This is a genomic window from Methylosinus sp. KRF6, from assembly GCF_018887255.1.
In the GTDB taxonomy this organism is placed as follows: Bacteria; Pseudomonadota; Alphaproteobacteria; order Rhizobiales; family Beijerinckiaceae; genus Methylosinus; species Methylosinus sporium.
The window spans coordinates 2,539,821-2,563,255 of the sequence record NZ_JAHLJF010000001.1 but is presented as its reverse complement, the minus strand read 5'-3'; the positions used below and the strand labels follow the sequence as shown (position 1 = coordinate 2,563,255).

Genomic DNA, 23,435 nt, shown 5'->3' with positions numbered 1-23,435 from the left:
CATAAATCTATCGTCGAGCTCGCGCTAATATCGATCGTTAAATTTATTTGGAGCTCGAAATGATTATCGAATCGAAGTTCGATGACGCCGAATTGCGCGACCAGATCCGATCTGGACAGGCCGCCCCGCATCCGACGCCGGATCCCGCCCGTGTGGTCGACCAGATCGTGCATCGCGTGCGCGCTGGCGCAGGAGTCGATTTCGACGCCTATGAAGCGCTGATCGGCGCGAATGATCTCGTCGAGATCAATTATCTCGAGCGCGGCCTCATGGCCGCGCGCGCGGTCTGCCGCATCAATGCGCCGGCCCTCGTCGGCAATGGGAGCGAATGGGGAACGGGCTTTCTGATCGGCCCGCGCCTGCTGCTGACCAATAATCACATATTGCCCACGCCCGAGGACGCGCTGCGCGCGACGATCGAGTTCGGCTATGAGCTCGACGGCTCGGGCCGGCTGCGCCGCAGCACCCGCTTCGCCCTGTCGCCGCAGGACGGCTTCGTCACCAGTCCGAGAAATCGTCTCGACTATACGATCGTCGTCGTCGCCGAGCGAAGCGAGGACGGCGCCGCGCTCGCCGATTTCGGCTATCTGCGTCTCGACGCGCGCACCGGCAAGATCGACGCTGGCCATTACGTCACGATCATCCAGCATCCAGACGCGCGCACGAAGCGCATTTCGCTGCGAGAGAACAAGATCGTCAAATATGGCGACGAGAGAGATTCTTCGAAGGACGATTTCCTCTGGTATTCGTCGGACACCGCACCGGGCTCCTCGGGCGCGCCCGTCTGCACGGACGCCTGGCAGGTCGTCTGCCTTCATCACGCCGGCGTGCCGGAACGCACGATCGTCAATGGCGTCGAGCATTGGACGCTCGCCGACGGATCGACCGCCCCGGCAACGACGGCGCGGCGGCTCGAGGGAGAGAAGATCAAATGGATCGCCAATGAGGGCGTGCGTGTGTCCAAGCTGCTCGCCGACCTCGAGCAGCAGGTCAAATCCTCAGCGACGCCGCGCTCCGCGCTGATCGCAGATCTGCTCGCCGACGCCTCCGGCGTTGCGCCCTTTCCGGGCGCGCAGCCCTTGCAGAGCATCGTCGGCCCACCGATCATCGGCGCCCCGGCGATCCTCGTCGCGCAATCGGCTGCTCTGGAAGCGGCGCGCGCTCCGAAGCGGCGCACGCATCCGGCCAATTATTTCGACGGCAGAAAAGGCTATGACCCGAATTTTCTCCCGGTAGCCGCGCCCCTGCCGACGCTCGGCCCCAATGCGCTGCGCTTCGGAAGCCCGGCCAAAATCGCCGGCGCCTCGGACGACGTGCTGCGCTATCTGCACTTCTCGGTCGTCTTCAATGGCGACCCCAAGCGTAAGCTGGCCTTCTTCACCGCCGTCAACATAGACGGCGCCAAATGGGTCAATCTCGATCGCGGCGCCGACGCCTGGTACTATGACCCGCGCCTGCCGGAAGAATTGCAGAACGGCGACGAGCTCTATGGAAACGAGCCCGTGCCGGGGAAGAACTATTTCGACCGCGGCCATCTCGTGCGCCGGCTGGACCCGGTTTGGGGCGCGATTCGCGAAGCCAAGCAGGCGAATGACGACACCTTCCACTGGACCAATTGCTCGCCCCAATATTGGGGCTTCAATCAAGGCGCCGACCTCTGGCAGGGTCTCGAGAATTTCATTCTCTACAACACCGACGAGGAAGATGTCCGCGCCAGCGTCTTCACCGGCCCCCTGTTCCGATCCGACGACGAAGAGCATCGCGGCGTGCTGATCCCGCAATTCTTCTGGAAGGTGGTGGTCGTCGCCGACCGCAGGGGCGCGCTCTACTCGAGCGCCTATATGGTGAGCCAGCAGGACTATGCTCTGAACATTCCCTTCGAGCAGCTGCCAGTAGGCCCGAACAGCGCGGAGCCCGGCCAGAATTTTCAGGTTCCGGTGACGAAAATCGAAACGGAGACGGGACTACGCTTCCCGGACGCAGTGAGAACCGCCGACGTCTTCACCGGCCCCGGCGCCGGACGACGGCTGCGCACGCTGGCCGATGTGCAGCATCCGAGACGCTGACAGCGTCTCGGATGCTTCGGCGCAATCAAGGCGTCGAAGGCGCGGCGACCGCCGTCGACACATGCGCGGCGAGCGCGTCGCGCAGCGCCTGCTCCTTATTGTGATCGAGCGATGTCTTGAGCACGATGCCGCCAGTGCCCTTCACCGCATCGAGCAGCTTGTCGGCCGTCAGCTTGCGGATCAGCACGAAGAGAGCGGCGTTGCCGGGCTGAAGCGTCTCCGAGAGCTGCTTCATGAAAGCGTCGTTGATGCCGTAATCGGTGAGCGCGCCGCTGAGCGCGCCCGCGCCCGCGCCGATCGCCGCGCCGAGCAGCGGATTGAGGAAGATGAGCCCGATCAGCGCGCCCCAAAAGGTGCCGCTCACGGCGCCGGCCGCGGTGGTGTTGAGGAGCTGGTTCAGCTTCACATGGCCGCTCGGCTCCTTGACCGCGATGACGGCGTCGCTGATCTCGATCACATATTCCTTCTGCAGCTCGAACAGCTTCTGCCGAATGTCCTCGGCCTTGGCTTCTGTCGGATAGACGATGACAACGAGATCGGACATGAAAGCTCTCCTCTTGTCGGAAGGCGCGCATTCTCATTGAAGCGCGTGAACGTGTCGTTGCGACGACCGCGCGAATGCGAGGCGACCTCGACGCGCTCCGCCTCGATCGGCGAAACGCACGAATGCGCGCATCGTTTCCGCTTCTCTCTATGTAGGGAGCTAGGGCTGAATCGAAACCAGGCGTCGCCATGCCGCAGGCAGACGATCGATGATGTCGTCGGCGATGAGGCCGGCGCCGAAATCATCCGCCGCGGCGGCGTGCATCCACACGGCGCAGGAGGCGGCGGCGAAAGGCTCCATCCCTTGCGCCAGCAGGCCTGCGACAATGCCGGTGAGAACGTCGCCGGAGCCGGCGGTGGCGAGCCAAGGCGAAGCCTCCGCCAATATCGACGCGCGCCCGTCCGGCGCGGCGACCACAGTGTCCGGCCCTTTGAAAATCACGATGGCGCCGATATCGCGGGCGGCGTCGCGCGTGCGTTCCAGCTTGGAAATGGGCGCGCCGCTGATCGTGCGCTCCCAGCGCTGGCCGTGAAAGAGCCGCGCGAACTCGCCGCCGTGCGGCGTCAGCACGACCGGACCCGGCGCAGCGCGAATCGCCTCACGCAGACGATCCGGCGCGAGCGCGAAGCTGGTCAGCGCATCGGCGTCGAGCACCACGGCGCGGCGCTCCGGCGAGGGCGCGAGCGCGGTCTCGACCAGAGCGCAGCTCGCCTCGCCGACGCCGAGGCCCGGCCCCAGAGCGACGACATTCTTGCGCTTGTCCTCGAGCAGAGCGGAAAGCCCGGCAGGCCCGTCGGCGACGCGCAGCATCACCGCGGTCAGCGCCGGCGCGTTGACGGCGAAGGCCTCCTGCGGCGTCGCCAGAGTGACGAGGCCGGCGCCGCCGCGCAGCGCCGCCAGCGCCGAGAGCCGCGCCGCGCCCGTATGCGAGGCGCCGCCCGAGACCACCACTGCATGGCCGCGCGCATATTTGTGGCCCTCGACGCTCGGCAGGCGCAGAGCGTCGCGCCAGGCGGCGGGCTCGTTGACGAAGGTCTGCGGCTCGATCTTCTCCAGCACATTCGACCTTATGCCGATGTGGGCGCAGGAGATGGTCCCGCAGCGCAGCCGGCCCGGCAGCAGCAAATGCCCGCATTTCAGCCGGAAGAAAGTGACCGTCGAATCGGCCTGCACGGCGACGCCGCGAATGGCGCCGCTGGTGCCATCGACGCCGGACGGAATATCGATGGCGATGATCTTCTGCTTGGTTTCCTCGCGCCAGGCGTTGAGGCGCAGGATCAGCTCCGCCGTCGGTCCGTCCAGATCACGCGCGAGACCCGTGCCGAACAAAGCGTCGATGACGAGATCGACGCCTTTGAAATCACAAGTGGCCGCGTCCTCGACGCGGCCGTCCCAGCTCGCCGCGGCCAAGCGCGCATCGCCGTGCAGAGTGTCCGGCGGCGTGAGCGCGGCGACGCGCACTTTGAAGCGCTGGCTGCGCAATATGCGCGCGGCGACATAGCCGTCGCCGCCATTATTGCCCGGCCCGCACAGCACCAGCACGCGCCGACCCGCCGTCTTCACAAGAAAGGCCGTGGCGGCCGCGGCTATGGCGGCGGCGGCCTTCTCCATCAGCGCCATGCCGGCGACGCCGCTCTCTATGGTGAGGCGGTCGGCGCGCGCCATTTGCGCTGTGGTCAAAAGTTCGGGCGGATAGGGTCCGAGCGGCATGGCGCGATGGTGGGCGAAACCGCCCCGCTCCGCAACGCCTTTTCCCCGCTACGGCCGAAACCCGCGCTTTTTTGACGCGTTTGCGCGAGCGAGGCGGCCGGCCGTCGCGCATCGAGCGCGCGGCGCCGAATCGACGCCGCGCCGAATCGAGGCTCAGGGCGCGCCTTGAGGCTGCACGTCGAAATGCAGCATCATGCCCATGTCCTCATGCTCCACCAGATGGCAGTGATAGGGATAGACGCCCGTATAGCCGCGCGGGAAATGCACGAGCAGCTCGACCAGCTCGTTGGATTGGATCCGCACAGTATCGTGACGGACGACGCCGTCGAAATCGAGCCGCCGCTCTATGCGCGCGAAGACAGAGTTCTCGGCGGCGTCCTTGCGCAGGCGAAAACGCCGCAGCACGACGAAATTCACGAGATGCATGTGGAACGGATGCATGTCGGGCACGCCATCGGCGAGATGCGCCTGATCATTGCCGATATTGGCGACATACCAGCGCTCATAGCTTCCCTCGCGCGGGCGGATAATGGCGCGGCCGGCCGCCGGATTGTGCCGATAGAGATGCGCGTAGCGATAGATGGGCGGATAGCCGGCAGGATCGACATTGTCGGTGGCGAGCGGCCATAGCGGATCGGCGTGGCGCGCCGCATGGGGCGGATTGGGGTCGGCGGGCTCGAAGAAAAAGGCGCGCGAGACCTGATAGGCGACTCCCGCCGCGGGTTGGCCCTCCTCCCAAGGCGTCGCCAGCTTGGCGTCGAAGGGCAATGTGAAGGCGCTGGCGTCGCCTATGGGCGCGGTGGAGGGCCGCAGCTCCCACATTTGCGTGTCGCGCCACGGCGCGCCGGTGATCGGATTGACCGGCTCGACATCGGCCTTGCCGGCGGTGTCGTTCATCAGCAGCACGAAGCGATTGCGCACCACGGGCGCATCCGTGTTGGCGCGGATCAACCCCGGCGTGCTGGCGTCCCAGCGGAAGCTCTCGTCATCGGCGTAGCGCAGCAAAATCTTGTCGAGCGTGACGCGATCGAGCGGCGGCTGCGCCGCGGCGTGATGCGCCGCCGGCGCAGCGGCGCCCCCGGCCCCATGCGTATGCGCGGCGTCGACGATACGGAACTCCATCACATTGGCGAGCGGCAGATCGGCATGCGGTCCGTCGCTCTTTTGCGTGAAGGCGATCGCCTTCAGCGCCTCCGGCGTTCCCGGCGCGAAGACGGAATTGGCGTCGTTCTGAAAGATCGGCTCCTGCTCCGGCTGCGTCGGGTCATAGCCCGCGATCGACAGATTGACGAGATGAAGAGAGCCGAGGACGTCATTGTCGATTTGCGTGAGATCGAGCAGCACGTCGAGACGCTCGCCCGGCGCCAGCAAGAGATAATCGAGCTCCTCGAGCTTCTCGCCGCGGCTGAACAGGCCGCCGTCATTGCCGATGGCGGTGAGAAGATCGCCATACCAGATCTTGCCGCCGATCTTGCCGTCCGGATCGGCGAGCGTCAGCGCATAGCTGCGCGCGTTGGAGCCGTTGAGGATGCGCAGGCGATAGATCTTGGGATTGACATGGGCGTGCGGCCACGGCCGGCCATTGACGAGAATCGTGTCGCCGAGAAACTCCGGCCGAATAAAAGAGCGCTTGCCGCTCGCCGGGTCCTTCTGCAGCGGCACGCCCTTCAGATAGCTCACCCCGGCGCCGTCGGCGTTCAGGCAGCGGTCCTGAATGACGAGCGGCAATTCCTGCGTCTCGTAGCCGATGAGATGAAAGAGCTCCGCGTCCGAATTGTCGCGCACGAAATAGAGCCCTGCGAGGCCCGCGTGCACCTGCACCGCCGTATTGTCCATGCCGTGATCATGGAACCACAGCATGGCCGCGCGCTGGTCATTGGGATAGCAATAGGAGCGATAGGCCGGCATTCCATAAGGATTGCCCTCGAAGCTCGCCGGGCTGAGCGGCCAGCCGTCCGAATCCGGCCGCGCCTTGGCGCCGTGCAGATGGGCGACGACGCCGACCGGATAATTCATCGATTTATACTGGTCTATGTCCTCGGCGAGATCCATAGGCGGCGGATCGATCGGCGGCATGGCGAGCGAGCGCGCGTCGCCGGGCTTTTCCGCCGGCATGGAGCCGATCCGGTTGATCCAGACCACCTCGAGCGGGCGCCCGCGCGTGACATTGACGATCGGGCCGAGATAATTCTCGAGGCTGGCGGTGCGCTCCTGCGGCGAGCCCTGACGAATATAGCACCAGGCGTTGGGTGCGGCGGGCGCGGCGACGGCGTCGGTAAATTTGACGCTGCGCGCCTCGACCGAAATGGCGATTTTCCCCCAGCCGCCGGTCTGGCCGGCGCCGATGACGTCGAGGGCGGCGAGCGGCAGGTGATTGTCGAATTTCATGAGCATGAAACGAAATCCTCGAGAAGCAAGCAAATCGAACGCGAAACCGCGGTCAGGAGAATGATCGCCCATATTGTGGCGAACAATGTGACGGATCGTCTCCTTTGGCCGAAATCGGACGCCCGCCGCGCCGCCCTCGCGCCCCGTCCCCCGGCGTGCTAACTCCTCCTTATGCCCTCCCTCCCCCCGCAGGCGCGCGCGCTGCTCAAATCCGTGTTCGGCTATGAGGATTTCCGGCCCGGCCAGGCGGAGATCATCGCCGCCGTGCTGGCCGGCGAGCCGGTGCTCGCCATAATGCCCACAGGCAGCGGCAAATCCATGTGCTATCAGCTGCCCGCGCTCGTCGACGGCAAGCTCACCGTCGTCGTCTCGCCGCTCATTGCGCTGATGCGCGATCAGGTGCGGCAGATGCGCGCCTATGGCGTGCCGGCGGCGACGCTCAATTCCATGAACGACGCCGCCGAGAATGACGAGGCGCGCCGCGGCATTCGCACCGGCGAATTGCGGCTCCTTTTCGTCTCGCCGGAGCGGCTGGTCATGCCCGGCCTCATCGCCGAGCTGCAACGCGCCGGCGCCGCCCGCCTCGCGATCGACGAGGCGCATTGCGTCTCCGAATGGGGCCATGATTTCCGCCCGGAATATCGCGAGCTCGGCGCCACGGCGGCGACGCTCGGCGCGCAAGTCGTCGGCCTCACCGCCACCGCCGACAAGGCGACGCGCGCCGATATCGCCCAACGCTTGTTCGCGACCAATCCGCACGTTTTTCTGCACAGCTTCGACCGGCCCAATCTGGCGCTCAATTTCGCGGCCAAGGACAGTCCGCGCCGCCAGCTGCAACGCTTTTTGGACAAGCATCGCGGCGAGAGCGGCATCGTCTATTGCTCCTCGCGCGACGCCACTGAAAAGCTCGCCGCCTATTTCGCCGAGCAGGGCCACGAGACCATCGCCTATCACGCCAGGCTCGAGCAGACGCTGCGCAATCGCAATCAGGATCGATTCCTGCAAGAGGACGGAATCATCGCCGTCGCGACCATCGCCTTCGGCATGGGCGTCAACAAGCCGGACGTGCGTTTTGTCGCTCATGCGGACATGCCGTCCAGCGTCGAATCCTATTATCAGGAGATCGGCCGCGCCGGCCGCGACGGATTGCCGGCCGACACGCTCACTCTCTACGGCCTCGACGATATGGCCTTCCGCCGCCGGCAGATCGATCAGAAAGACGTGCCCGATGAGCGCAAGCGCATAGAGCACGACCGCTTCTCCGCGCTCGCCATGCTGTGCGAGACGCCTTCCTGCCGGCGCCAGACCTTGCTCGCCTATTTCGACGAGGAGAGCCCGCCCTGCGGACGCTGCGATATTTGTCTCGGCCAGGTGCATGTCTATGACGGCACGGTGGACGCGCAAAAGGCGCTCTCCGCCGCCATGCGCACGGGCCAGCGCTTCGGCGCCGGCTATCTCGCCGATATTCTCATCGGCGAGGCGAGCGAGGCGGTGCGCCGCAACGGCCATGACGGTCTCAAGACCTTCGGCGTCGGCAAGGATCGCTCCAAGCAGGATTGGGGCGCGATCGTGCGGCAGCTCTTCGCCGCGCGCGCTCTTGCGAGCACGGAGCATGGCGGCTTCCACCTGACCCAAAAGGGCGAGGATATTCTCTTCGGCCGCGCGCAGATTTCGCTGCGCCGCGATCCGCTGACAGCGAAGGCGCCGCGCGGCAAGCGCGGCGAGGCGCCGCGCGCGACGCCGCTGGACGAGCAGGAGGAGCGCGTGCTGGCGGCGCTGAAGAAAAAGCGCCTGGAATTGGCGCGCGACGCCGGCCTGCCCGCCTATATGGTCTTCCCCGATCGCACTTTGATCGAGATGGCGTCGCGTCGCCCGGCGACGCTCGACGAGATGCGCCGCGTGCAAGGCGTCGGCGAGCACAAGCTCGCGCAATATGGCGACGCTTTCCTCGAGGCGCTGTCGGACGCGTTGCGCTGAGCCGACCGACCGCATTATCGACGAGATCGGCGACGACGATCGCGGGTCTTCTGACCGGCCGGCGCTCCGGCAACACGATCACCGCTCGGCTCGTCGCTCCGCATATGGCGAGCGTGTTCGGCCTGCCCTATCGCATCTTCGTCTGCGCGCTCGGCCTCGTCATCGCCATGCTGTCCGTCACCGGCGTCTATATCTGGTGGAAGAAGCGCGCGCAAAGCGCATTCGTCCGCGCACGACCTCCAGAGAAGTCTCGCGAAAGTATCATGACAGATTGGCGATAGGAGTCGAAATAGAGTGCGTTATAAGAGAGCGGCTGCTCTGTTCGGGGCGAGCGTCGTCGTGAGGTTCATGTGAGGTTTCGTTCCGACGCCTATTCTCCGGCGACGCGCGCAGAACCATTGTTTTTCTCGGCTCTGAGCGAAGGGCGAGGCGCGCTGTCGAACGCGCTTTCATCCTATCGTCTGCGTCGAAGCCTGCGCGACATGGCGATGATTTCGGTCTTCGCGCTACCGGCGCTCGCTCTCGGCGAAGAGCAGACGGAAGATAGCGCTACCGCGCAGGCGCGCGCGCGAGACGACGCCAAGAACAGCGGCGCGCCCAAGGCGAAGAGTCTCGGCAAGGACGTCGCGGGCGTCTTCGTCAATGCGTCGGTCGCCGATTCCGGCTATTCGCCGGGCTTCGTGATGCGCGGCTTTCCCGGCGGGCTCACTCTGTTCGACGGCGCCGCGCATGGCTTCAGCACGCAAGACGTGGCGCAGCCACTTTTCTGCACGCCGTCGTCGTCAAGGACTCCAATGTTCCTTCGCAGGCCGACAGCGATCTCCTCGGCGCCCCGCGCCGCGTCTTCAGCATCAGCCTCGACTACAAGCCGGAATGGGATGCGCTGCGCGGATTGGAGCTGGGCGTGAGCTATTATTACGCCAGCGCGGCGGAGGCGACGCTGCCCAATGTCTATGGCTTCACCCTCGCGCCGCAGCAGATGCTCGGCGCCTCGCTCGGCTATCGTTTCGACGAGCATTGGAAGCTCGATGTGAGCGCGAGCAATCTCACCGATCGGCCGAATTTCACATCCAGCGGCGCGCTCTATCGCGGCGAGCCGCGCTCAGTCTCGGCGACATTGTCGTTCAAATATTAGACGCTCAGCCGCCATCGGCCATCATGATTGCGCGAATGGCACATGCGATGAAGGAACTGCGATGATGAGGTCGAAGATCGCTTTCTCGATAGCTGCTTTGACGGCGGCTGGCCTATTGTCGATTTACTATCTCACCGTAAATGATCTCTACCGATGCGACGACGCAATTCGTATCAGAGACGACCGTGACGCCATTACCGCGACAAGAACATTTATCGAGCTGAGACACGCTGAAAACAAGCTCGAGTTCAGAGAAATCGTTCAATCGTCAGATTTTTCGTCGGACAGAAACGACGACCGCGTCGGATGGACCGTATCGCGCGCCCCTGCTGGCCTCTTCGTGAACGCAGAGGTGATGATGGTCCAGTTTTCCGGCCGCGACGGCGTTCTGTATCGTGCGTAGTGTTAAAATGCGGACGAGTCTTCGGATGCGAAGACCGTCCGTAAGTCATTTCCGTCACCCGCGCAGCGTCGCGCCGATCAGCACGAGGCAAGGTCCTTCGAGCGTCTCCTGCGCGACGCGCTGCGGCAGATCGCCGATCGTGCCGGCGATGATGCGCTGCTGCGGCGTGCTGGCGCGCTCGACGAGAAAAGCCGGCGTCGCAGGGTCCATCCCTTCCTCGAGCAGGCGCTTCGACAGAGCGGGAAGCGTGCGATTGCCCATATAGACCGCCGTCGTCGCGCGGCGGTCGGCGAGCGCGCGCCAATCTATGTCCTCGGGGAATTTGCCGTCGCTCGTATGCGCGGTGACGAATTGCACGCGGCGCGCCGTGTCGCGATTGGTGAGCGAGACTTCGAGCGCCGCCGCGGCCGCCAGCGCCGCCGTCACGCCGGGCACGATCTCCGCCTCGAGGCCGGCGGCGCGAATGGCGTGGATCTCCTCATTGGCGCGGCCGAAGATCATCGGATCGCCGCCCTTGAGGCGCACGACATTCTTGCCTTCCTTGGCGAGCTTCACCAGCAGCGCGGTGATCTCCTCCTGCTTCACCGAAGGCGCATAGCCGCGCTTGCCGACATTGATGCGCACCGCCTCGCGCCTCGCGAGATCGAGCACGGCGGCGGGCACCAGATCGTCGAAGAGAACGACATCGGCGCCGACGAGCGCGCGCAACCCTTTCAGCGTCAGCAACTCGGGATCGCCCGGCCCGGCGCCGACCAGTGTGACGCGGCCCCGCGCGGAAGCTTCGTCGGCGCGGCGCGTCTCCTCGAGCAGAGCGTCGATGTCGCTGTCCTGCGGCGCATGTTCGATGCGCGCGAAAGCCTCGCGCGTAAAACGCCGCCAGAAATCGCGGCGCGCGAAAAAATCGAGGCCGGAAGCCATCACGCGCGGACGAAAGGCGCGCGCCGCTTTCGTCCAGGCGGAGAAGCTCGCCGGAATCAGCGTCTCGACGCGGGCGCGCACCGCCTGTGCGAAAGCCGGCGCTGCGCCGCTGGTCGAGACGCCGATCACGAGCGGAGAGCGATTGACGATGGCGCCCATCAGAAAATCGCTGAGCGCCGGCCGATCGGTGAGATTGACGGGAACGCCATGCGCCTTGGCGGCGCAGCGGAACGCTTGCGCCTCGGCGTCGTCCTCGATGACGGCGAGCGCCATGGCCGCGCCGGCGAGATCATCGGCACGCCAGCCGCGCACGATCAGCGTGAGATGCGGCCGCGCCGCGGCGACCGCCTTCAGGCGTGGACAAGGCTCCGCCGCGAAGACATCGACCTGCGCGCCAGCCGCGGCGGCGAGGTCCGCCTTCCACGCTGCGCCATCGGAGCCGCCGGCGACGACGACGCGCCGCCCTTCGAGCGCGTAGAACACCGGCAGGGTCGCGAGCTCCTGCATCAGCTCGGCGGGGACTTCGTCTGGCTTGCGCGTCAACTCGGCTCTCTCTCCACACTGTCACGAGGGCATTTAGCCCCTATCCGGCAAAAGAAAAAGCGGCCCGCGAGGGCCGCTTTCGCCAACCGAACGAAAGGTTCGGATTACTTCTTCTTGCCGTCCGCGCCGAACTGGCTGAGATAGGCCCAGACATTGTCCTGGTCCGCCTCGGAGGCGAGGCCCGGGAACACCATCTTCGTGCCGGGAACCTTGGCCTTCGGATTTTTGACGAACTCCTTGAAGGCGGCCTCGTCCCAGGTGATGCCGGAGCCCTTGAGCGCGTCGGAATAGGTGTAGCCCTCGACCGCGGCGGCCTTGCGGCCGTTGATGCCGTTGAGCTCGGGAGCGACGGCGTTCTTCGCCGTCTCGCCGACTTGGTGGCAGGCCTTGCACTTGTTGAAGACCTTCTCGCCCGCCGCGGGATCGCCGGCGGCGATCGCCTGGCCGGCCGTGGCGACGAAAGCGACGCTCGCAGCGAGCGCCAGTTTGGAAATGATATGCATCCTCGTTCCTTTCCTCGAAGCGTCGTCCCCTGGGAACCGACTATCTTGGTTTTGCCGGCCCCAGGCGTGACGCCAGCGCCGATCGTTCATCCCGCGGCCGGGAAACTATATCGGAGCGCTATTGGTGACAATATGCTCCGCTCGCTGAACGCAGCGTGAAATCTCATTATGTAACGCGGCGCAGCGTCAGATTTATGCGTCCGCCCGCGGAAAAGAGCGGCGAGGCGAGCTTCGACGCGAGTTCCGGCAGCAGCCGATCGACGCCGTGAAAGCGCAGCCGCGCCGGTCCGCCCAGCGTCAGCACATCGCCCGACGACAGCGCGAAGACGCGCGACGAATCGGAGCGCCTCGCGCCACCGAGACGAAATCGGCAATCGGCGCCGAGAGAAACCGAGAGGATCGGCGCCGAAAAATCGGCCTCGTCGCGATCCTGATGCAGTCCCATTCGCGCATCCGGCGCATAGAAATTGACGAGGCAGGCCTGTGGCGGACGCGGATGATCGGCGAGCGCGGCCCAGGCGTCGAGCAGCATTTGCGGCATGGGCGGCCATGGCGCGCCGGTTTCGGGATGGCGCGCCTCATAGCGATAGCCGCGCGACTGATCGCTGAGCCAGCCGAGCGGACCGCAATTGGTCATGCGCACGGAGAAGGGCTGTCCCGTGCGTGGCATGGTCGCCGTGAAAAAAGGCGCGGCGGCGATCACGCTCTCCAATTCGCGCAGCAGCGCCGTCTGCGCGGCCTCGTCGAAATAGCCGCGATAGAGGCGAACGCCCGGCTCCATCTCCGCCATGATCGCTCCCTCGGACGCGGAGCGGCCGCGCGTCACCGGTCGAGCACTTCCTTGGTCGCGACGGTCGAATCGGAATTGAGCCGATAGACGATCGGCACGCCGGTAGCGATCTCGAGCGAAGACACAGATTCGGGCGTCAGCCGATCGAGCACCATGGCCAGCGCGCGCAGCGAATTGCCATGCGCGGCGACCAGCACGCGCTCGCCGCGCATGGCGCGCGGCAAAATCTCCTGGCAGTAGAAGGGCAGCACGCGCGCCACCGTATCCTTGAGGCTCTCGCCGCCGGGCGGCGCGACGTCATAGGAGCGCCGCCACAGCCGCACCTGCTCCTCCCCCCATTGCTGGCGCGCCTCGTCCTTGTTGAGGCCGGAGAGGTCGCCGTAATGGCGCTCGTTCAGCGAGCGGCTGCGAATGACCGGCACATCCTTCTGCCCGAGCTCCTGAAAGACGAGATCGAGCGTATGCTGCGCGCGCAGCAGCAGCGAGGTGAAGCCGATGTTGAAGCGCAGATCCATGCGCTTGAGCTCGCGTCCGGACCGCCGCGCCTCGTCGATCCCCTTGGGGGTCAGATCGGGATTCTTCCAGCCCGTGAACAGGTTCTTGGCGTTCCACTCGCTTTCGCCATGGCGGAGGAGGACGAGAATACGGTCCATGCGGGCTATGTCCCTCGAATCGAACGATGCGGCGCGCGCTCAGGCGCCGGCGAGGCCGAGCACATCGGCCATGGAATAGAGGCCGGCCGGCCGGCCTCGCGTCCAAAGAGCGGCGGCGATGGCGCCGCGCGCGAAAATGCCGCGATCCTCGGCGCGATGGGCGAGCTCGATGCGCTCCCCCGCCCCGGCGAAAATCACCGAATGCTCGCCCACCACAGTGCCGCCGCGCAGCGAGGCGAAGCCTATGTCGCCCTCGCGGCGCGCGCCGGTGAGCCCGTCGCGGGCGCGGGCGCTATGCTCGGCGAGGGAAACCTCCCGCCCCCGCGCCGCCGCCTCGCCCAGAAGCAGCGCCGTGCCGGAAGGGGCGTCCACCTTCATGCGGTGGTGCATTTCGACGATTTCTATGTCCCACGCCGGGCCGAGCGCCTTGGCGGCGCGCTCCACCAGCACGGCAAGAAGATTGACGCCGAGGCTCATATTGCCGGAGCGCACCACGGGAACGCGCTCGGCCGCCACGGCGAGCGCAGCGAGATCGTCGCTCGAAAAGCCGGTCGTGCCGATGACATGGGCGACGCCCTGCGCCGCAGCGAGGCCGGCCGCCGCCACTGTCGTCGCCGGAGTGGAAAAATCAATGGCCACATCGGCGGTCGCCAGCGCGGCCGCCGCATCGGCTGAGAGCCGCACGCCATTGGCGGGCCGCCCGACCAGCAGGCCGGCGTCCTCTCCGAGGACGAGCGAATTGGGCGACACGACCGCTCCGGTCAGCGCGACCCCTTTCGTCTCGCCGGCGGCGGCGATCAGCATCCGGCCCATGCGGCCGGCGGCGCCGACGACGACCAGCCGCACATCGCTCATGACGCTCGCCCCCCTTGAATCCGCGCGGCCTCACTCGGGCCGGCGGCCAGTCTATACAGCCCCGATGCGCGAAAGAGAAGGGGAGACGCCCCACCCGATCGGGCGGCTATTTGCCTTTCGGGCGGAAGGCGACGACGCGCGCCGGATCGGTCTCTATATAGGCCGCGCCGATGAGATCGAGACAATAGGGCACGGCCGGCATCACGGCGTCGAGGCACAGCTCTATGGCGGCCGGCTTTCCGGGCAGGTTGATGACGAGGCATTTGCCGCGATGCGCGGCCAATTGCCGCGAGAGAATGGCCGTCGGCGTCTGCGCCAGCGACACTTTGCGCATCAGCTCGCCGAAGCCGGGCAATTCGCGCGGCGCCGCGGCCAGCGTCGCCTCCGGCGTCAGATCGCGGGGAGAGGGTCCTGTCCCGCCCGTGGTGACGACGAGGTCGCAGCCGATATTGTCGGCGAGTTCGATGAGCGTGTCGCGCACGCTCTCGAAACCATCGGGGATGAGCCGCCGCTCGATGCGGAAGGGCGTCGTCAGCACCTTCTCGAAATAGGCGGCGATGGCCGGTCCGCTGATGTCCTCATAGACGCCGGCGCTGGCGCGGTCGGAGGCGGTGACGACGCCGATGACGGCTTCCTGCTTTTCTGTCATGCCCCGCACAATAGCGGCTCCGGGACGCGAGACAATCGAAAGCTCCATCGATTGTGACGGGGCGCGGCGCTCGTTTCGAATTGCGCTCGTTTCGAATTGGGAGGGGGCGGCCGTCCATCGCGACATCGGCTGTGATGCAGCGATTTATGAGATGCTCGAACATCGACGCGCGACGGCCGATCGATGCGATGTCCAGATGGACTCTAAAAATCCGCTCGACAGGGTCCGAGACGATGGACGCCGTCCTGGGCGCGCGAAATATCGCGCGCCCGGCGGCGTCACGATCGCGGCAGCGGGAGACGCTCCCGCCGAATTCGCGTCGATTCGATATGGATTATTCCTTCACCGAAGCCGGCTCGCAGCCGCACTTCGTGTAGCAGGCGTCCTTGTCGGACTTCGCCTTCTCGATGGAAGCGGGGGTCGACGAGAAGCGATTCTTGATGGAGACATATTCGAAGAAGCACTTGTCGACGCAGACGCCCTTCGCATCTTCATCCTTGATGTCGCAACCGGCGAAAACCGGACCGACCATGCCGAGCGACAGAGCAGCGGCCGTCACAATGGCGCGAATGTTCATTTGCCGTTTCCCTCTTTTGGACGCAGGGAGCATTTGTCCCTTATTTTGTTACAGGGCGCATCGTCCCGCGGGCAAATAGGCTGTTTTCGCTGCGCCTGTCAATGTAATTGACAGTTCTTTGGCGCCGATGTGAACAGAGCGAGACGCGCGCGGCCGGCCGCTGTTTTTGCAATGCAGCATGAGACTTTGGGCGCCTCGGATTTGGCGCGCCTCTCTATCGCGGCGGGGCGACGCTCGATCCACGAAGATATTCCTTCGCCGGTTCATGACCGCGCTTCGCCGCCTCTTCGATCCAGGTGAGCGCGAGCCTCTCGTCGCGCGCGACGCCATCCCCGTTTCGATAAGCGACGCCGAGATTGAACTGCGCCTGGGCGTAGCCTTGCTCCGCCGCCCGGCGGAACCATTCGACGGCGGCGAACGCGTCTTTTGGTCCCATCGTTCCGCTGAAAAGGCAATTGCCGTAATTATATTGCGCGGCGTCCAGGCCTTGCTTCGCCGCTTTCTCGAAAATCGCGCAGGCCGCTCGGGAATCTCGCGCGCCTCCATCGCCGGTCGCCATCATCACGCCGAGCGTGTTCAGCGCGTGCGCATCGTCGCGCGAGGCGGCTTCGCCCAGCCATTTCCGCGCTTTCACGCCATCGCGCGCGACGCCGTCGCCCTCATAGTAACGTCTGCCCAAATCTCTTTGCGCGCCCAAATGTCCGCGCTCTGCGGCCTCTACGAGCCAATTGATCGGATCACGACGATCACAGGCGACGCCGCGTCCTCGCGCGCACATTTGCGCCAGATTGTATCGCGCATCGACGCTTCCTCTTGCCCAGGCGAGAAAGAACCATTCGGCGGCGGCCTCGTCGTTCGGATCGACTCCGTTCCCCTGCAGATAGAGAACGCCAATATCATAGGCCGCGACCGCATCCCCCTGATCGGACGCTCGCCGAAACCATCTCATCGCCTCGGAGAAATTCTGCCGAGGCCCGCTCTCGAGATAAAGAGCGCCGAGTCGAAACTGCGCGTCGACGTCGCCGCCCTCTGCGGCCCGCTCCAAAGCGGCCAGCGACGCCGCGTCGTCTCGCGCGGCTTTCGCCGCCAACGCCGCTGCGGCGGCGTCCCCCATGCCGACATCCGCGCCGGCAGGCGCCGAGAAGATCACGAGGAAAAGAATGACAACAAGTCGCATGTCGAAACGCCGCCCGCCGCCGCGACCGTAGAATCGAACGAAGCGCGCGACAAGCTCATTCCGCCACGTAGATTTTTGCGCCTTTCTCGAGAAACTCCGCGCTCTTCTCGGCGAAGCCCTTGTCGCGCTCGGCGATGGCGGCTGCCTCCTCGCGCAGATCGCGCGTGATCTGCATGGAGCAGAATTTCGGCCCGCACATGGAGCAGAAATGCGCGAGCTTATGCGCCTCCTTGGGCAGGGTCTCGTCGTGATAGCGGCGCGCCGTGTCGGGATCGAGCCCGATGTCGAACTGATCCTCCCAGCGGAAATCGAAACGCGCCCGGCTCATGGCGTCGTCGCGTTCCTGCGCCGCGGGATGGCCCTTGGCGAGATCGGCCGCATGAGCCGCGATGCGATAAGTGATGACGCCGGTCTTCACATCCTCGCGATCCGGCAGGCCGAGATGCTCCTTGGGCGTCACATAGCAGAGCATAGCGGTGCCGAACCAGCCGATCATCGCGGCGCCGATGGCGGAAGTGATGTGATCATAGCCGGGCGCTATGTCGGTGACGAGCGGCCCGAGCGTGTAGAACGGCGCCTCGCCGCAATCGCGCAGCTGCTTTTCCATATTCACTTTGATCTTGTGCATCGGCACATGGCCGGGGCCTTCGATCATCACCTGGCAGCCCTTGTCCCAGGCGATTTTCGTCAATTCGCCGAGCGTCTCCAGCTCGGCGAATTGCGCCGCGTCATTGGCGTCGGCAATGCAGCCGGGGCGCAATCCGTCGCCGAGCGAGAAGGAGACGTCATAGCGGCGCATGATGTCGCAAATCTCGTCGAAGCGCTCATAGAGGAAGCTCTCCGAATGACGCGACAAGCACCAGCGCGCCATGATCGAGCCGCCGCGCGAGACGATGCCGGTGACGCGATCGGCTGTGAGCGGCACATGGGCGAGGCGCACGCCGGCGTGAATGGTGAAGTAATCGACGCCCTGCTCCGCCTGCTCGATCAACGTGTCCTTGAACACTTCCCAATCGAGCTTGGTGGCGTCGCCGCCCACCTTCTCCAGCGCCTGATAGATCGGCACTGTGCCGATCGGCACGGGCGAATTGCGGATGATCCAGTCGCGAATATTATGGATATTGCGGCCGGTGGAGAGATCCATCACCGTATCGGCGCCCCAGCGGATCGCCCACACCATCTTCTCCACCTCCTCGGCGACCGAGGAGGTGATAGCCGAATTGCCGATATTGGCGTTCACCTTCACCAGGAAATTGCGGCCGATGATCATCGGCTCGGCTTCCGGATGATTGATGTTGGCGGGGATGATGGCGCGCCCGCGGGCGATCTCCTCGCGGACGAATTCCGGCGTCACGAAAGCCGGGACCGCGGCGCCGAAGCCCTCCCCCGCCTCGATCCGCTCCGCCGCCTGCGCAAAGGCGCGCTCGCGGCAGAGATTCTCGCGATGCGCGACATAGATCATCTCCTCGGTGACGATGCCGGCGCGCGCGAATTCGAGCTGCGTCGCCGGCGCCGAGCCGGCGGCGCGGCGGATGGCGCGCGGCGCGGGACAAGGCGGAACCAGCCGATCCTCGCCGACGAAGCCATTGTCCTCCGGCCTCACCGCGCGGCCGTCATAGGCCTCGAGCCCGGCACGGCTCTCGAGCCAGCGGCGCGCCGCCGGCAGGCCGGCCGAAAGATCGGACGTGAAACCGGCGCAGCTATAGGGGCCGGAAGGATCGTAGACGCGCAAAGGCGCGGCGCCGGCGGATGGATGAAGGGCGATTTCACGCACGGGGACGCGAATATCCGCGCGGCCGCGCGGGGAGGAATAGAGCTTGCGCGAGGCGCCGATCGGCCCGGTGGTCACGCTCTCAGGAGTCGTGGGGCGTTTGTCCTGCACGTTCATCGTCGCGCTCCCTGCTTGGACGGATGGGCGGCGGGCGACGAAGTCGGGCGCGCCGCTCCGAAAAATCGGATGACGCGTCCTGCTGGCCTTCCCTCGCGCCGGCATTACCCGGATCAGGTTCGATGGGTGCTTCTCAGCCTCTCCTCAGCGGAGCGGCGCCCCTCGCCATCGGCCAATTTTATCCGCGGCCTCGTATCGCGGCAAGCCCGCAGGCCGCGGCTGTGGCAAAAACGTGACAGGCCCCGAAATATTCACGGGCGTCCGGGCGATAGCGCTGTCGCGAGCCCCTCGCTCTGATAGGGTCTAAAACAATAGTGAGTCGTGGGATACGAACGCCGCCGGGGTTGCCGAGTGCTGCTAAATGGCGTGTGAACGGCGACCGATCTGGGGCGGGGCGATAAATGAGCGGATATTCCTGGCGTAATCTCGTCTCGACGGCGGCTCTCACAGCCTCGCTCGCGACTCCGGCGCTCGCCGCGGACGGCTATTTTCTGATCGGCTATGGTCCGCGCCAAAAGGCGCTGGGCGGCGCCGGCGTCGCCGATTCGCGCGAGTCCATGGCGCTTTCCGTCAACCCGGCCGGCATCGTCGATCTCGAGCGCCAGATGCATCTGGGCATAAGCGCCGTCATGCCGGAGCGGGGCTATTCGACCGAAGGCCTGCCCAAAGTGGTGGCGCCCGGCGACATTCGCAGCGGACGGCCGATCTTCCCGGTGCCGAACAGCGCCTATGTCTCGCCGATCGACGCCAATTCGTCCTGGGGCACGGCCTCCTACGGCAATGGCGGCATCGCCACTTCTTTCGATTTCGGCCATTATCACCCGCCGATGGGCGGCCCCTTCGGCGGCGGCTACGCCGGCGTCAATCTGGAACAGTCTTTCACCAGCTTCGCCTATGCGCAGAAATTCGGCTCGCTGGCGATCGGCATAGCGCCGACGCTCGCGGTGCAGATGATCAATCTCCAGGGCCTCAAATCCTTCTCGCCCTATTCGAGCGACATGTATCGCCTGTCCGACAATGGCTACGACTGGTCCTTCGGCGGCGGCGTCCGCTTCGGTATGCAATGGCGCGTGACCGATCAGTTTCGTATCGGCGCGGCCGCCTCGACGCCGATGTTCATGACGCGCTTCGCCAAATATGCGGGGCTTTTCGCCGATAGCGGCCGTTTCGACATTCCGGCGTCGCTCGTCGCCGGCGTCGCCTATGACGTGACTCCCGACCTCACCGTGATGGCCGATTGGCGCCATATCTTCTATTCGGGCGTCTCCTCGGTGAGCAATCCGAGCTTCCCGGTCCTCTACCGGACCCTCGGCTCTTCGAATGGCCCCGGCTTCGGCTGGAAGGACACGGATTCGGCATCCTTCGGCGTCGAATGGCGCGTCCAGCCCGGCCTCGCCCTGCGCCTCGGCTATCATTATGCGACCAATCCGATCCCGACGGACAGCGTGACCCTCAACCTGCTCGCGCCGATCATCAATGCGCATCATGCGAGCGCCGGCCTGAGCTACGCCATCACAAAGAATTCGACGATCGATCTCGCCTTCGTCTATGGCTTCAAGAACAGCGTCCGCGGGCGCGAGGCTCTACCGCAGACGCCATCGACGCCCTTCGGCGCCTATAATCAGGCCGCCAATGTCAATCTCTGGCTCCGCGGAACCGAAGTCTCCATCGGCTGGAACTACAAGTTCGACCTCGGCGACGATTCCTTCATCCCGACCCATCTCTGACGGGGGGCTCGCGAGGCTCCGCCACCTCAGCGGACGGAGCCTCTGTTCGGGCGATCAGCCGACGACGATTTTCGGCGGCGCCTTGCGCGACTGCGTTTCCAGCAAATTCTTCACCTTGGCGGCGAGTTCCTTGTAGATCGCCGCATGAGGCCCGTCCGGCGCGGAGGCCACGACCGGCGTGCCGGCGTCCGAGGTCTGGCGGATGGCGAGATCGAGCGGCACCTCGCCGAGGAAAGGCACGCCCAGCGCCTCCGCGTCCTGCCGCGCTCCGCCATGCGAGAAGATGTCGGTGCGGCCGCCGCAATGCGGGCAGAGGAAATAGCTCATATTCTCGATGATGCCGAGAATGGGCGTCGAGACCTTCTGGAACATGGCCACGCCGCGGCGCGCGTCGATCAGCGCCAGATCCTGCGGCGTCGAGACGACCACCGCGCCGGCGAGCGGCACTTGCTGCGCCATGGTCAGCTGCGCGTCGCCGGTGCCGGGCGGCATGTCGACGACGAGCGCGTCCAGCTCGCCCCAGGCGACCTCGCCGAGCATCTGCCCGAGCGCCTGCGCCACCATCGGCCCGCGCCAGACCATGGGCACATCCTCCTCGACCAGAAAGCCGATGGACATGATCTTGAGCCCATAGGCCTCGAGCGGAATCATCTTATTGCCGACGACTTCCGGCTGGCCCTTGAGGCCGAACAGCCGCGGCGCCGAGGGGCCGTAGATATCGGCGTCCAGAAGGCCGACGCGCCAGCCCTGCGCCGCGAGGCCGAGCGCCAGATTGGCGGAGGTTGTCGATTTTCCGACGCCGCCTTTGCCCGAGGAAACGGCCACGATATATTTGATCTTCTCGATCGCGGCGATCGTCTTGCGCTGCGGCGCCTGACCCGGCGGCGGCGCGGCCGGCGCCGGCGCCCGCTCGGCGGTCAGCGTCACGATCGCCGACTCTATCCCCGGCACTGTCTTCACGGCGCCCTCCACGGCGACGCGCAGCACCTCGAGCTCCTTGGCCCGCGCCGGATCGCCGGTGAGCGAGACGAAGGCCTTGGCCCCCGACACATTGACTCCGCTGACGAGGCCGGCCGCGACAATCGATTTGCCGTCTGGACCGGCGACGCTCTCCAGCGCTTTCAAGACTGATGCTTCATCGGCCACTGTCTTCGCCCTTTCGCACGAACCCGCATCCGACGCCCTCGCGAGGAGGGCGTCTTTTGGAAGCGTTCTACGCAATCGGTATGCCGATATTCGGCCGATGCGTCTACGGGTCCGCGCGAAGCGGCGTCACGCCCGCTGCTTCTGAACGAGAGCGTTGCGGATGAGGCCGACGATGGCGGTGACGATCGCGCCCGACACGCCGCCGCCGACGAGCTGTCCGGCGAAGACGGCGATATCGAAGCCGCCATTGCCCGCCGCGCCGGCCAGCGCCGGAACGAGCGAGGTGAGTATGGAGCCACCGCCCGCGCCGCCGAGCGCGCCGACAATGGCGTTGGCGATGGGGCCGAGATCGAAATTCTTATTGGCCTTGGCGACGCCTGAGCCGCCGGCCGCGCCGGCGAAGAGCTGGATGATGAGATTGATGAGCGTCTCGGACATGGGCTGCGCCTTTCGTCCACGGTTAACGACCGTAACGAACTCGCGCGCGGCGGGAGATAATCAACCCTGGCGCAGCCGCCGAGCCGCCCGGCGCCTTTTCAGCCCGCCTTCTTTTTCTGTCCGCCTGTGCTCGATCGCTGGAAAATCCCGGGCATCATGAAGTCGGCGCGGTCACGAATGAGCTTGCTCGCCTCGCTGGCGTCCTGCGCGCTCGCCCGGCCGGCCGAAAGCCGATGCATCCTGCTCCCGATTTCCCGGTCGAGTGTTTCCAGGTCCGGCTTCGGCCAATTCTGAGCCAATGGTTTCTTCATGACTCGATCGCCTCTGTTCGCTCGCATTGAAGATCGGCAATTTTCGCGACCATGGCAAGGGCGTTCGCGAGAATCCGCAACGGCTCGACCGGATCGCTCGCCCGCTCGTCCTCACCTCGCCGAATCCAGAACCGGCCGGGCACATCGCTGGTCACGACGACGACCCCGATGATTTCATCCGCGCTCACCCCGATGGGAATGGAAGCGATCGAGCGATATCTTGCGAGGTCTTCCTCGCGCCGATTCGGGTCCGGACCGTCGAACAAGGCCCTCGCCTCCGGCTCCGACGTATCGCCGGCGACGATTTCTCGACGCGTCTGAAAAGCTATTCCGACATGCCCCTCGCCCGGTTTCCAGGATCGATGCGGGGCCATCTCCTCGACGCGCATCGGCCTGCGGCAGACGGCGCATTGCAGAAGCTCTCTTTGAAAAGAATAGATATAGATCGCGAAGTTCCAACGATCGGCGTTCATTCCGAAGAGGATGTCCTTTTCGGATACGACGATGTCCAGCATCATGCCGAATCGTCGGCGCTGCTCGTCTTCGTCTCCGGCGCCGGCGACGAGGACGCTTTCCACGACCTCACGCAGCGCGGCGGCCGTCGAATAGAGTCGCGTAAACCACTCGAAATCGACACCGAGATCGGCGATCTGCCGATCTCTCTCATCGACGAGATCGGCGAGCGCGTCGGCGCGCTCTATCGCATCGGCCGCGCCTTCGTCGACGATTTCCAGCACGCCGCCGCCGACGAGAACCAAAACGCCGCCGAATATCTGAAAACTATACAAGAGCCATTTGTGGTCGGCTTCGACGAGATTGGCCGAGGCCCCCATTATGGCCGCGATGAAGCCGCCGCCGATCACGAGACCGATCTTTATGCCTTTGCGCCACTTCGAAAATCTCGTGAGGCTGCCGATGGTCCGCTCTTTGAGCCATTTTCGGTGATCCGCAATATTCGACGTCATAAAACGGCTTTCGAGAATATGACTGCTCGCCCAACGCGCGGAAGAGTAGCGTGAGCGAAGCCGAATGCAAGC

General features: G+C 65.3%; 20 protein-coding genes, 2 pseudogenes and 1 riboswitch. Of the genes and pseudogenes, 7 read left to right on the top strand and 15 right to left on the bottom strand.

Going from position 1 to position 23,435, the window contains the following annotated elements:
* The first annotated feature begins 59 nt into the window (after window positions 1–59).
* Entirely contained in the window at window positions 60–2,066 is a 2,007-nt protein-coding gene (locus tag KP010_RS12345) for a DNA/RNA non-specific endonuclease (protein WP_142863076.1), read from the top strand.
* A 25-nt stretch (window positions 2,067–2,091) separates the two neighbouring features.
* On the opposite strand, the gene KP010_RS12340 is transcribed toward KP010_RS12345, so the two are convergent.
* The 3 genes from KP010_RS12340 to KP010_RS12330 form a co-directional block, all read right to left on the bottom strand.
* Window positions 2,092–2,610 (bottom strand): DUF1269 domain-containing protein, encoded by a 519-nt coding sequence (locus tag KP010_RS12340; RefSeq protein ID WP_026599014.1) that lies wholly within the window; start codon window positions 2,608–2,610, stop codon window positions 2,092–2,094.
* 159 nt (window positions 2,611–2,769) lie between these two features.
* On the bottom strand, window positions 2,770–4,320 hold the full coding sequence (locus KP010_RS12335; protein ID WP_142863077.1) for an NAD(P)H-hydrate dehydratase: 1,551 nt from the start codon (window positions 4,318–4,320) through the stop codon (window positions 2,770–2,772).
* A 153-nt stretch (window positions 4,321–4,473) separates the two neighbouring features.
* Entirely contained in the window at window positions 4,474–6,714 is a 2,241-nt protein-coding gene (locus KP010_RS12330; RefSeq protein WP_142863078.1) for a multicopper oxidase family protein, read from the bottom strand.
* 165 nt (window positions 6,715–6,879) lie between these two features.
* Here KP010_RS12330 and recQ point away from each other — a divergent pair.
* The 5 genes and pseudogenes from recQ to KP010_RS12310 all read left to right on the top strand — a co-directional run.
* Window positions 6,880–8,655, top strand: a pseudogene (gene recQ, locus KP010_RS12325) (DNA helicase RecQ); the annotation flags it as partial.
* Window positions 8,547–8,966, top strand: a pseudogene (locus KP010_RS12320) (PepSY domain-containing protein); the annotation flags it as partial. The pseudogenes recQ and KP010_RS12320, both read left to right, overlap by 109 nt.
* Window positions 8,967–9,167: 201 nt before the next feature.
* A complete protein-coding gene (locus tag KP010_RS23300; protein WP_371824209.1) occupies window positions 9,168–9,593 on the top strand; it encodes a hypothetical protein in 426 nt (141 codons plus the stop codon).
* Window positions 9,536–9,820, top strand: a complete 285-nt coding sequence (locus KP010_RS12315) for a hypothetical protein (RefSeq protein ID WP_343219795.1) — start codon at window positions 9,536–9,538, stop codon at window positions 9,818–9,820. Before KP010_RS23300 ends, KP010_RS12315 begins: the two co-directional genes overlap by 58 nt.
* Before the next feature lie 61 nt (window positions 9,821–9,881).
* Window positions 9,882–10,223, top strand: a complete 342-nt coding sequence (locus KP010_RS12310; protein WP_142863080.1) for a hypothetical protein — start codon at window positions 9,882–9,884, stop codon at window positions 10,221–10,223.
* Window positions 10,224–10,277: 54 nt separating this feature from the next.
* Here KP010_RS12310 and cysG read toward each other — a convergent pair whose 3' ends face one another.
* From cysG to thiC, 9 genes are all read right to left on the bottom strand, one after another.
* Entirely contained in the window at window positions 10,278–11,684 is a 1,407-nt protein-coding gene (gene cysG, locus KP010_RS12305) for a siroheme synthase CysG (RefSeq protein ID WP_253203612.1), read from the bottom strand.
* Window positions 11,685–11,788: 104 nt separating this feature from the next.
* Window positions 11,789–12,187 carry a cytochrome c-554 gene (locus KP010_RS12300; RefSeq protein WP_216280921.1) on the bottom strand — a complete coding sequence of 133 codons (399 nt, stop codon included), beginning with the start codon at window positions 12,185–12,187 and terminating at the stop codon, window positions 11,789–11,791.
* 166 nt (window positions 12,188–12,353) lie between these two features.
* Entirely contained in the window at window positions 12,354–12,977 is a 624-nt protein-coding gene (locus tag KP010_RS12295) for an alpha-ketoglutarate-dependent dioxygenase AlkB (RefSeq protein WP_216280920.1), read from the bottom strand.
* Window positions 12,978–13,009: 32 nt separating this feature from the next.
* Entirely contained in the window at window positions 13,010–13,630 is a 621-nt protein-coding gene (locus KP010_RS12290) for a 2,3-bisphosphoglycerate-dependent phosphoglycerate mutase (RefSeq protein ID WP_108918584.1), read from the bottom strand.
* 39 nt (window positions 13,631–13,669) lie between these two features.
* Window positions 13,670–14,485 (bottom strand): 4-hydroxy-tetrahydrodipicolinate reductase, encoded by an 816-nt coding sequence (dapB, locus tag KP010_RS12285; protein ID WP_166141188.1) that lies wholly within the window; start codon window positions 14,483–14,485, stop codon window positions 13,670–13,672.
* Between the two features lie 106 nt (window positions 14,486–14,591).
* The gene (mog, locus tag KP010_RS12280) at window positions 14,592–15,134 is read right to left on the bottom strand and encodes a molybdopterin adenylyltransferase (protein WP_216281513.1); all 543 of its coding nucleotides are present in this window, start codon (window positions 15,132–15,134) and stop codon (window positions 14,592–14,594) included.
* 334 nt (window positions 15,135–15,468) lie between these two features.
* The gene (locus tag KP010_RS12275) at window positions 15,469–15,711 is read right to left on the bottom strand and encodes a hypothetical protein (protein WP_108918333.1); all 243 of its coding nucleotides are present in this window, start codon (window positions 15,709–15,711) and stop codon (window positions 15,469–15,471) included.
* A 214-nt stretch (window positions 15,712–15,925) separates the two neighbouring features.
* Window positions 15,926–16,888, bottom strand: a complete 963-nt coding sequence (locus KP010_RS12270) for a tetratricopeptide repeat protein (protein ID WP_216280919.1) — start codon at window positions 16,886–16,888, stop codon at window positions 15,926–15,928.
* A 55-nt stretch (window positions 16,889–16,943) separates the two neighbouring features.
* Window positions 16,944–18,776: a phosphomethylpyrimidine synthase ThiC gene (gene thiC, locus KP010_RS12265; protein WP_142863088.1), complete on the bottom strand. Its 1,833-nt coding sequence runs from the start codon at window positions 18,774–18,776 to the stop codon at window positions 16,944–16,946.
* A gap of 71 nt (window positions 18,777–18,847) precedes the next feature.
* Window positions 18,848–18,949: riboswitch (TPP riboswitch) on the bottom strand.
* Between the two features lie 228 nt (window positions 18,950–19,177).
* Between thiC and KP010_RS12260 the strand changes: the two genes are divergently transcribed.
* Window positions 19,178–20,503, top strand: a complete 1,326-nt coding sequence (locus tag KP010_RS12260; protein WP_142863089.1) for an OmpP1/FadL family transporter — start codon at window positions 19,178–19,180, stop codon at window positions 20,501–20,503.
* A 54-nt stretch (window positions 20,504–20,557) separates the two neighbouring features.
* Here the strand turns inward: KP010_RS12260 and KP010_RS12255 are convergent, their stop codons facing one another.
* The 3 genes from KP010_RS12255 to KP010_RS12245 form a co-directional block, all read right to left on the bottom strand.
* Window positions 20,558–21,649, bottom strand: a complete 1,092-nt coding sequence (locus KP010_RS12255; RefSeq protein ID WP_142863090.1) for an Mrp/NBP35 family ATP-binding protein — start codon at window positions 21,647–21,649, stop codon at window positions 20,558–20,560.
* Window positions 21,650–21,775: 126 nt separating this feature from the next.
* Window positions 21,776–22,087, bottom strand: coding sequence for a hypothetical protein (locus KP010_RS12250; protein WP_108918328.1), 312 nt, complete (start codon window positions 22,085–22,087; stop codon window positions 21,776–21,778).
* A gap of 307 nt (window positions 22,088–22,394) precedes the next feature.
* On the bottom strand, window positions 22,395–23,363 hold the full coding sequence (locus KP010_RS12245) for a hypothetical protein (RefSeq protein WP_142863091.1): 969 nt from the start codon (window positions 23,361–23,363) through the stop codon (window positions 22,395–22,397).
* Window positions 23,364–23,435: the final 72 nt, after the last annotated feature.

What these genes read in the sequence shown, in the direction of transcription:
- KP010_RS12345 (WP_142863076.1), top strand. Translation starts at nt 60, where the DNA reads ATGATTATCGAATCGAAGTTCGATGACGCCGAATTGCGCGACCAGATC.
- KP010_RS12340 (WP_026599014.1), bottom strand. Translation starts at nt 2,610, where the DNA reads ATGTCCGATCTCGTTGTCATCGTCTATCCGACAGAAGCCAAGGCCGAG.
- KP010_RS12335 (WP_142863077.1), bottom strand. Translation starts at nt 4,320, where the DNA reads ATGCCGCTCGGACCCTATCCGCCCGAACTTTTGACCACAGCGCAAATG.
- KP010_RS12330 (WP_142863078.1), bottom strand. Translation starts at nt 6,714, where the DNA reads ATGCTCATGAAATTCGACAATCACCTGCCGCTCGCCGCCCTCGACGTC.
- KP010_RS23300 (WP_371824209.1), top strand. Translation starts at nt 9,168, where the DNA reads ATGGCGATGATTTCGGTCTTCGCGCTACCGGCGCTCGCTCTCGGCGAA.
- KP010_RS12310 (WP_142863080.1), top strand. Translation starts at nt 9,882, where the DNA reads ATGATGAGGTCGAAGATCGCTTTCTCGATAGCTGCTTTGACGGCGGCT.
- KP010_RS12300 (WP_216280921.1), bottom strand. Translation starts at nt 12,187, where the DNA reads ATGCATATCATTTCCAAACTGGCGCTCGCTGCGAGCGTCGCTTTCGTC.
- KP010_RS12295 (WP_216280920.1), bottom strand. Translation starts at nt 12,977, where the DNA reads ATGGCGGAGATGGAGCCGGGCGTTCGCCTCTATCGCGGCTATTTCGAC.
- KP010_RS12290 (WP_108918584.1), bottom strand. Translation starts at nt 13,630, where the DNA reads ATGGACCGTATTCTCGTCCTCCTCCGCCATGGCGAAAGCGAGTGGAAC.
- dapB (WP_166141188.1), bottom strand. Translation starts at nt 14,485, where the DNA reads ATGAGCGATGTGCGGCTGGTCGTCGTCGGCGCCGCCGGCCGCATGGGC.
- mog (WP_216281513.1), bottom strand. Translation starts at nt 15,134, where the DNA reads ATGACAGAAAAGCAGGAAGCCGTCATCGGCGTCGTCACCGCCTCCGAC.
- KP010_RS12275 (WP_108918333.1), bottom strand. Translation starts at nt 15,711, where the DNA reads ATGAACATTCGCGCCATTGTGACGGCCGCTGCTCTGTCGCTCGGCATG.
- KP010_RS12270 (WP_216280919.1), bottom strand. Translation starts at nt 16,888, where the DNA reads ATGCGACTTGTTGTCATTCTTTTCCTCGTGATCTTCTCGGCGCCTGCC.
- thiC (WP_142863088.1), bottom strand. Translation starts at nt 18,776, where the DNA reads ATGAACGTGCAGGACAAACGCCCCACGACTCCTGAGAGCGTGACCACC.
- KP010_RS12260 (WP_142863089.1), top strand. Translation starts at nt 19,178, where the DNA reads ATGAGCGGATATTCCTGGCGTAATCTCGTCTCGACGGCGGCTCTCACA.
- KP010_RS12250 (WP_108918328.1), bottom strand. Translation starts at nt 22,087, where the DNA reads ATGTCCGAGACGCTCATCAATCTCATCATCCAGCTCTTCGCCGGCGCG.
- KP010_RS12245 (WP_142863091.1), bottom strand. Translation starts at nt 23,363, where the DNA reads ATGACGTCGAATATTGCGGATCACCGAAAATGGCTCAAAGAGCGGACC.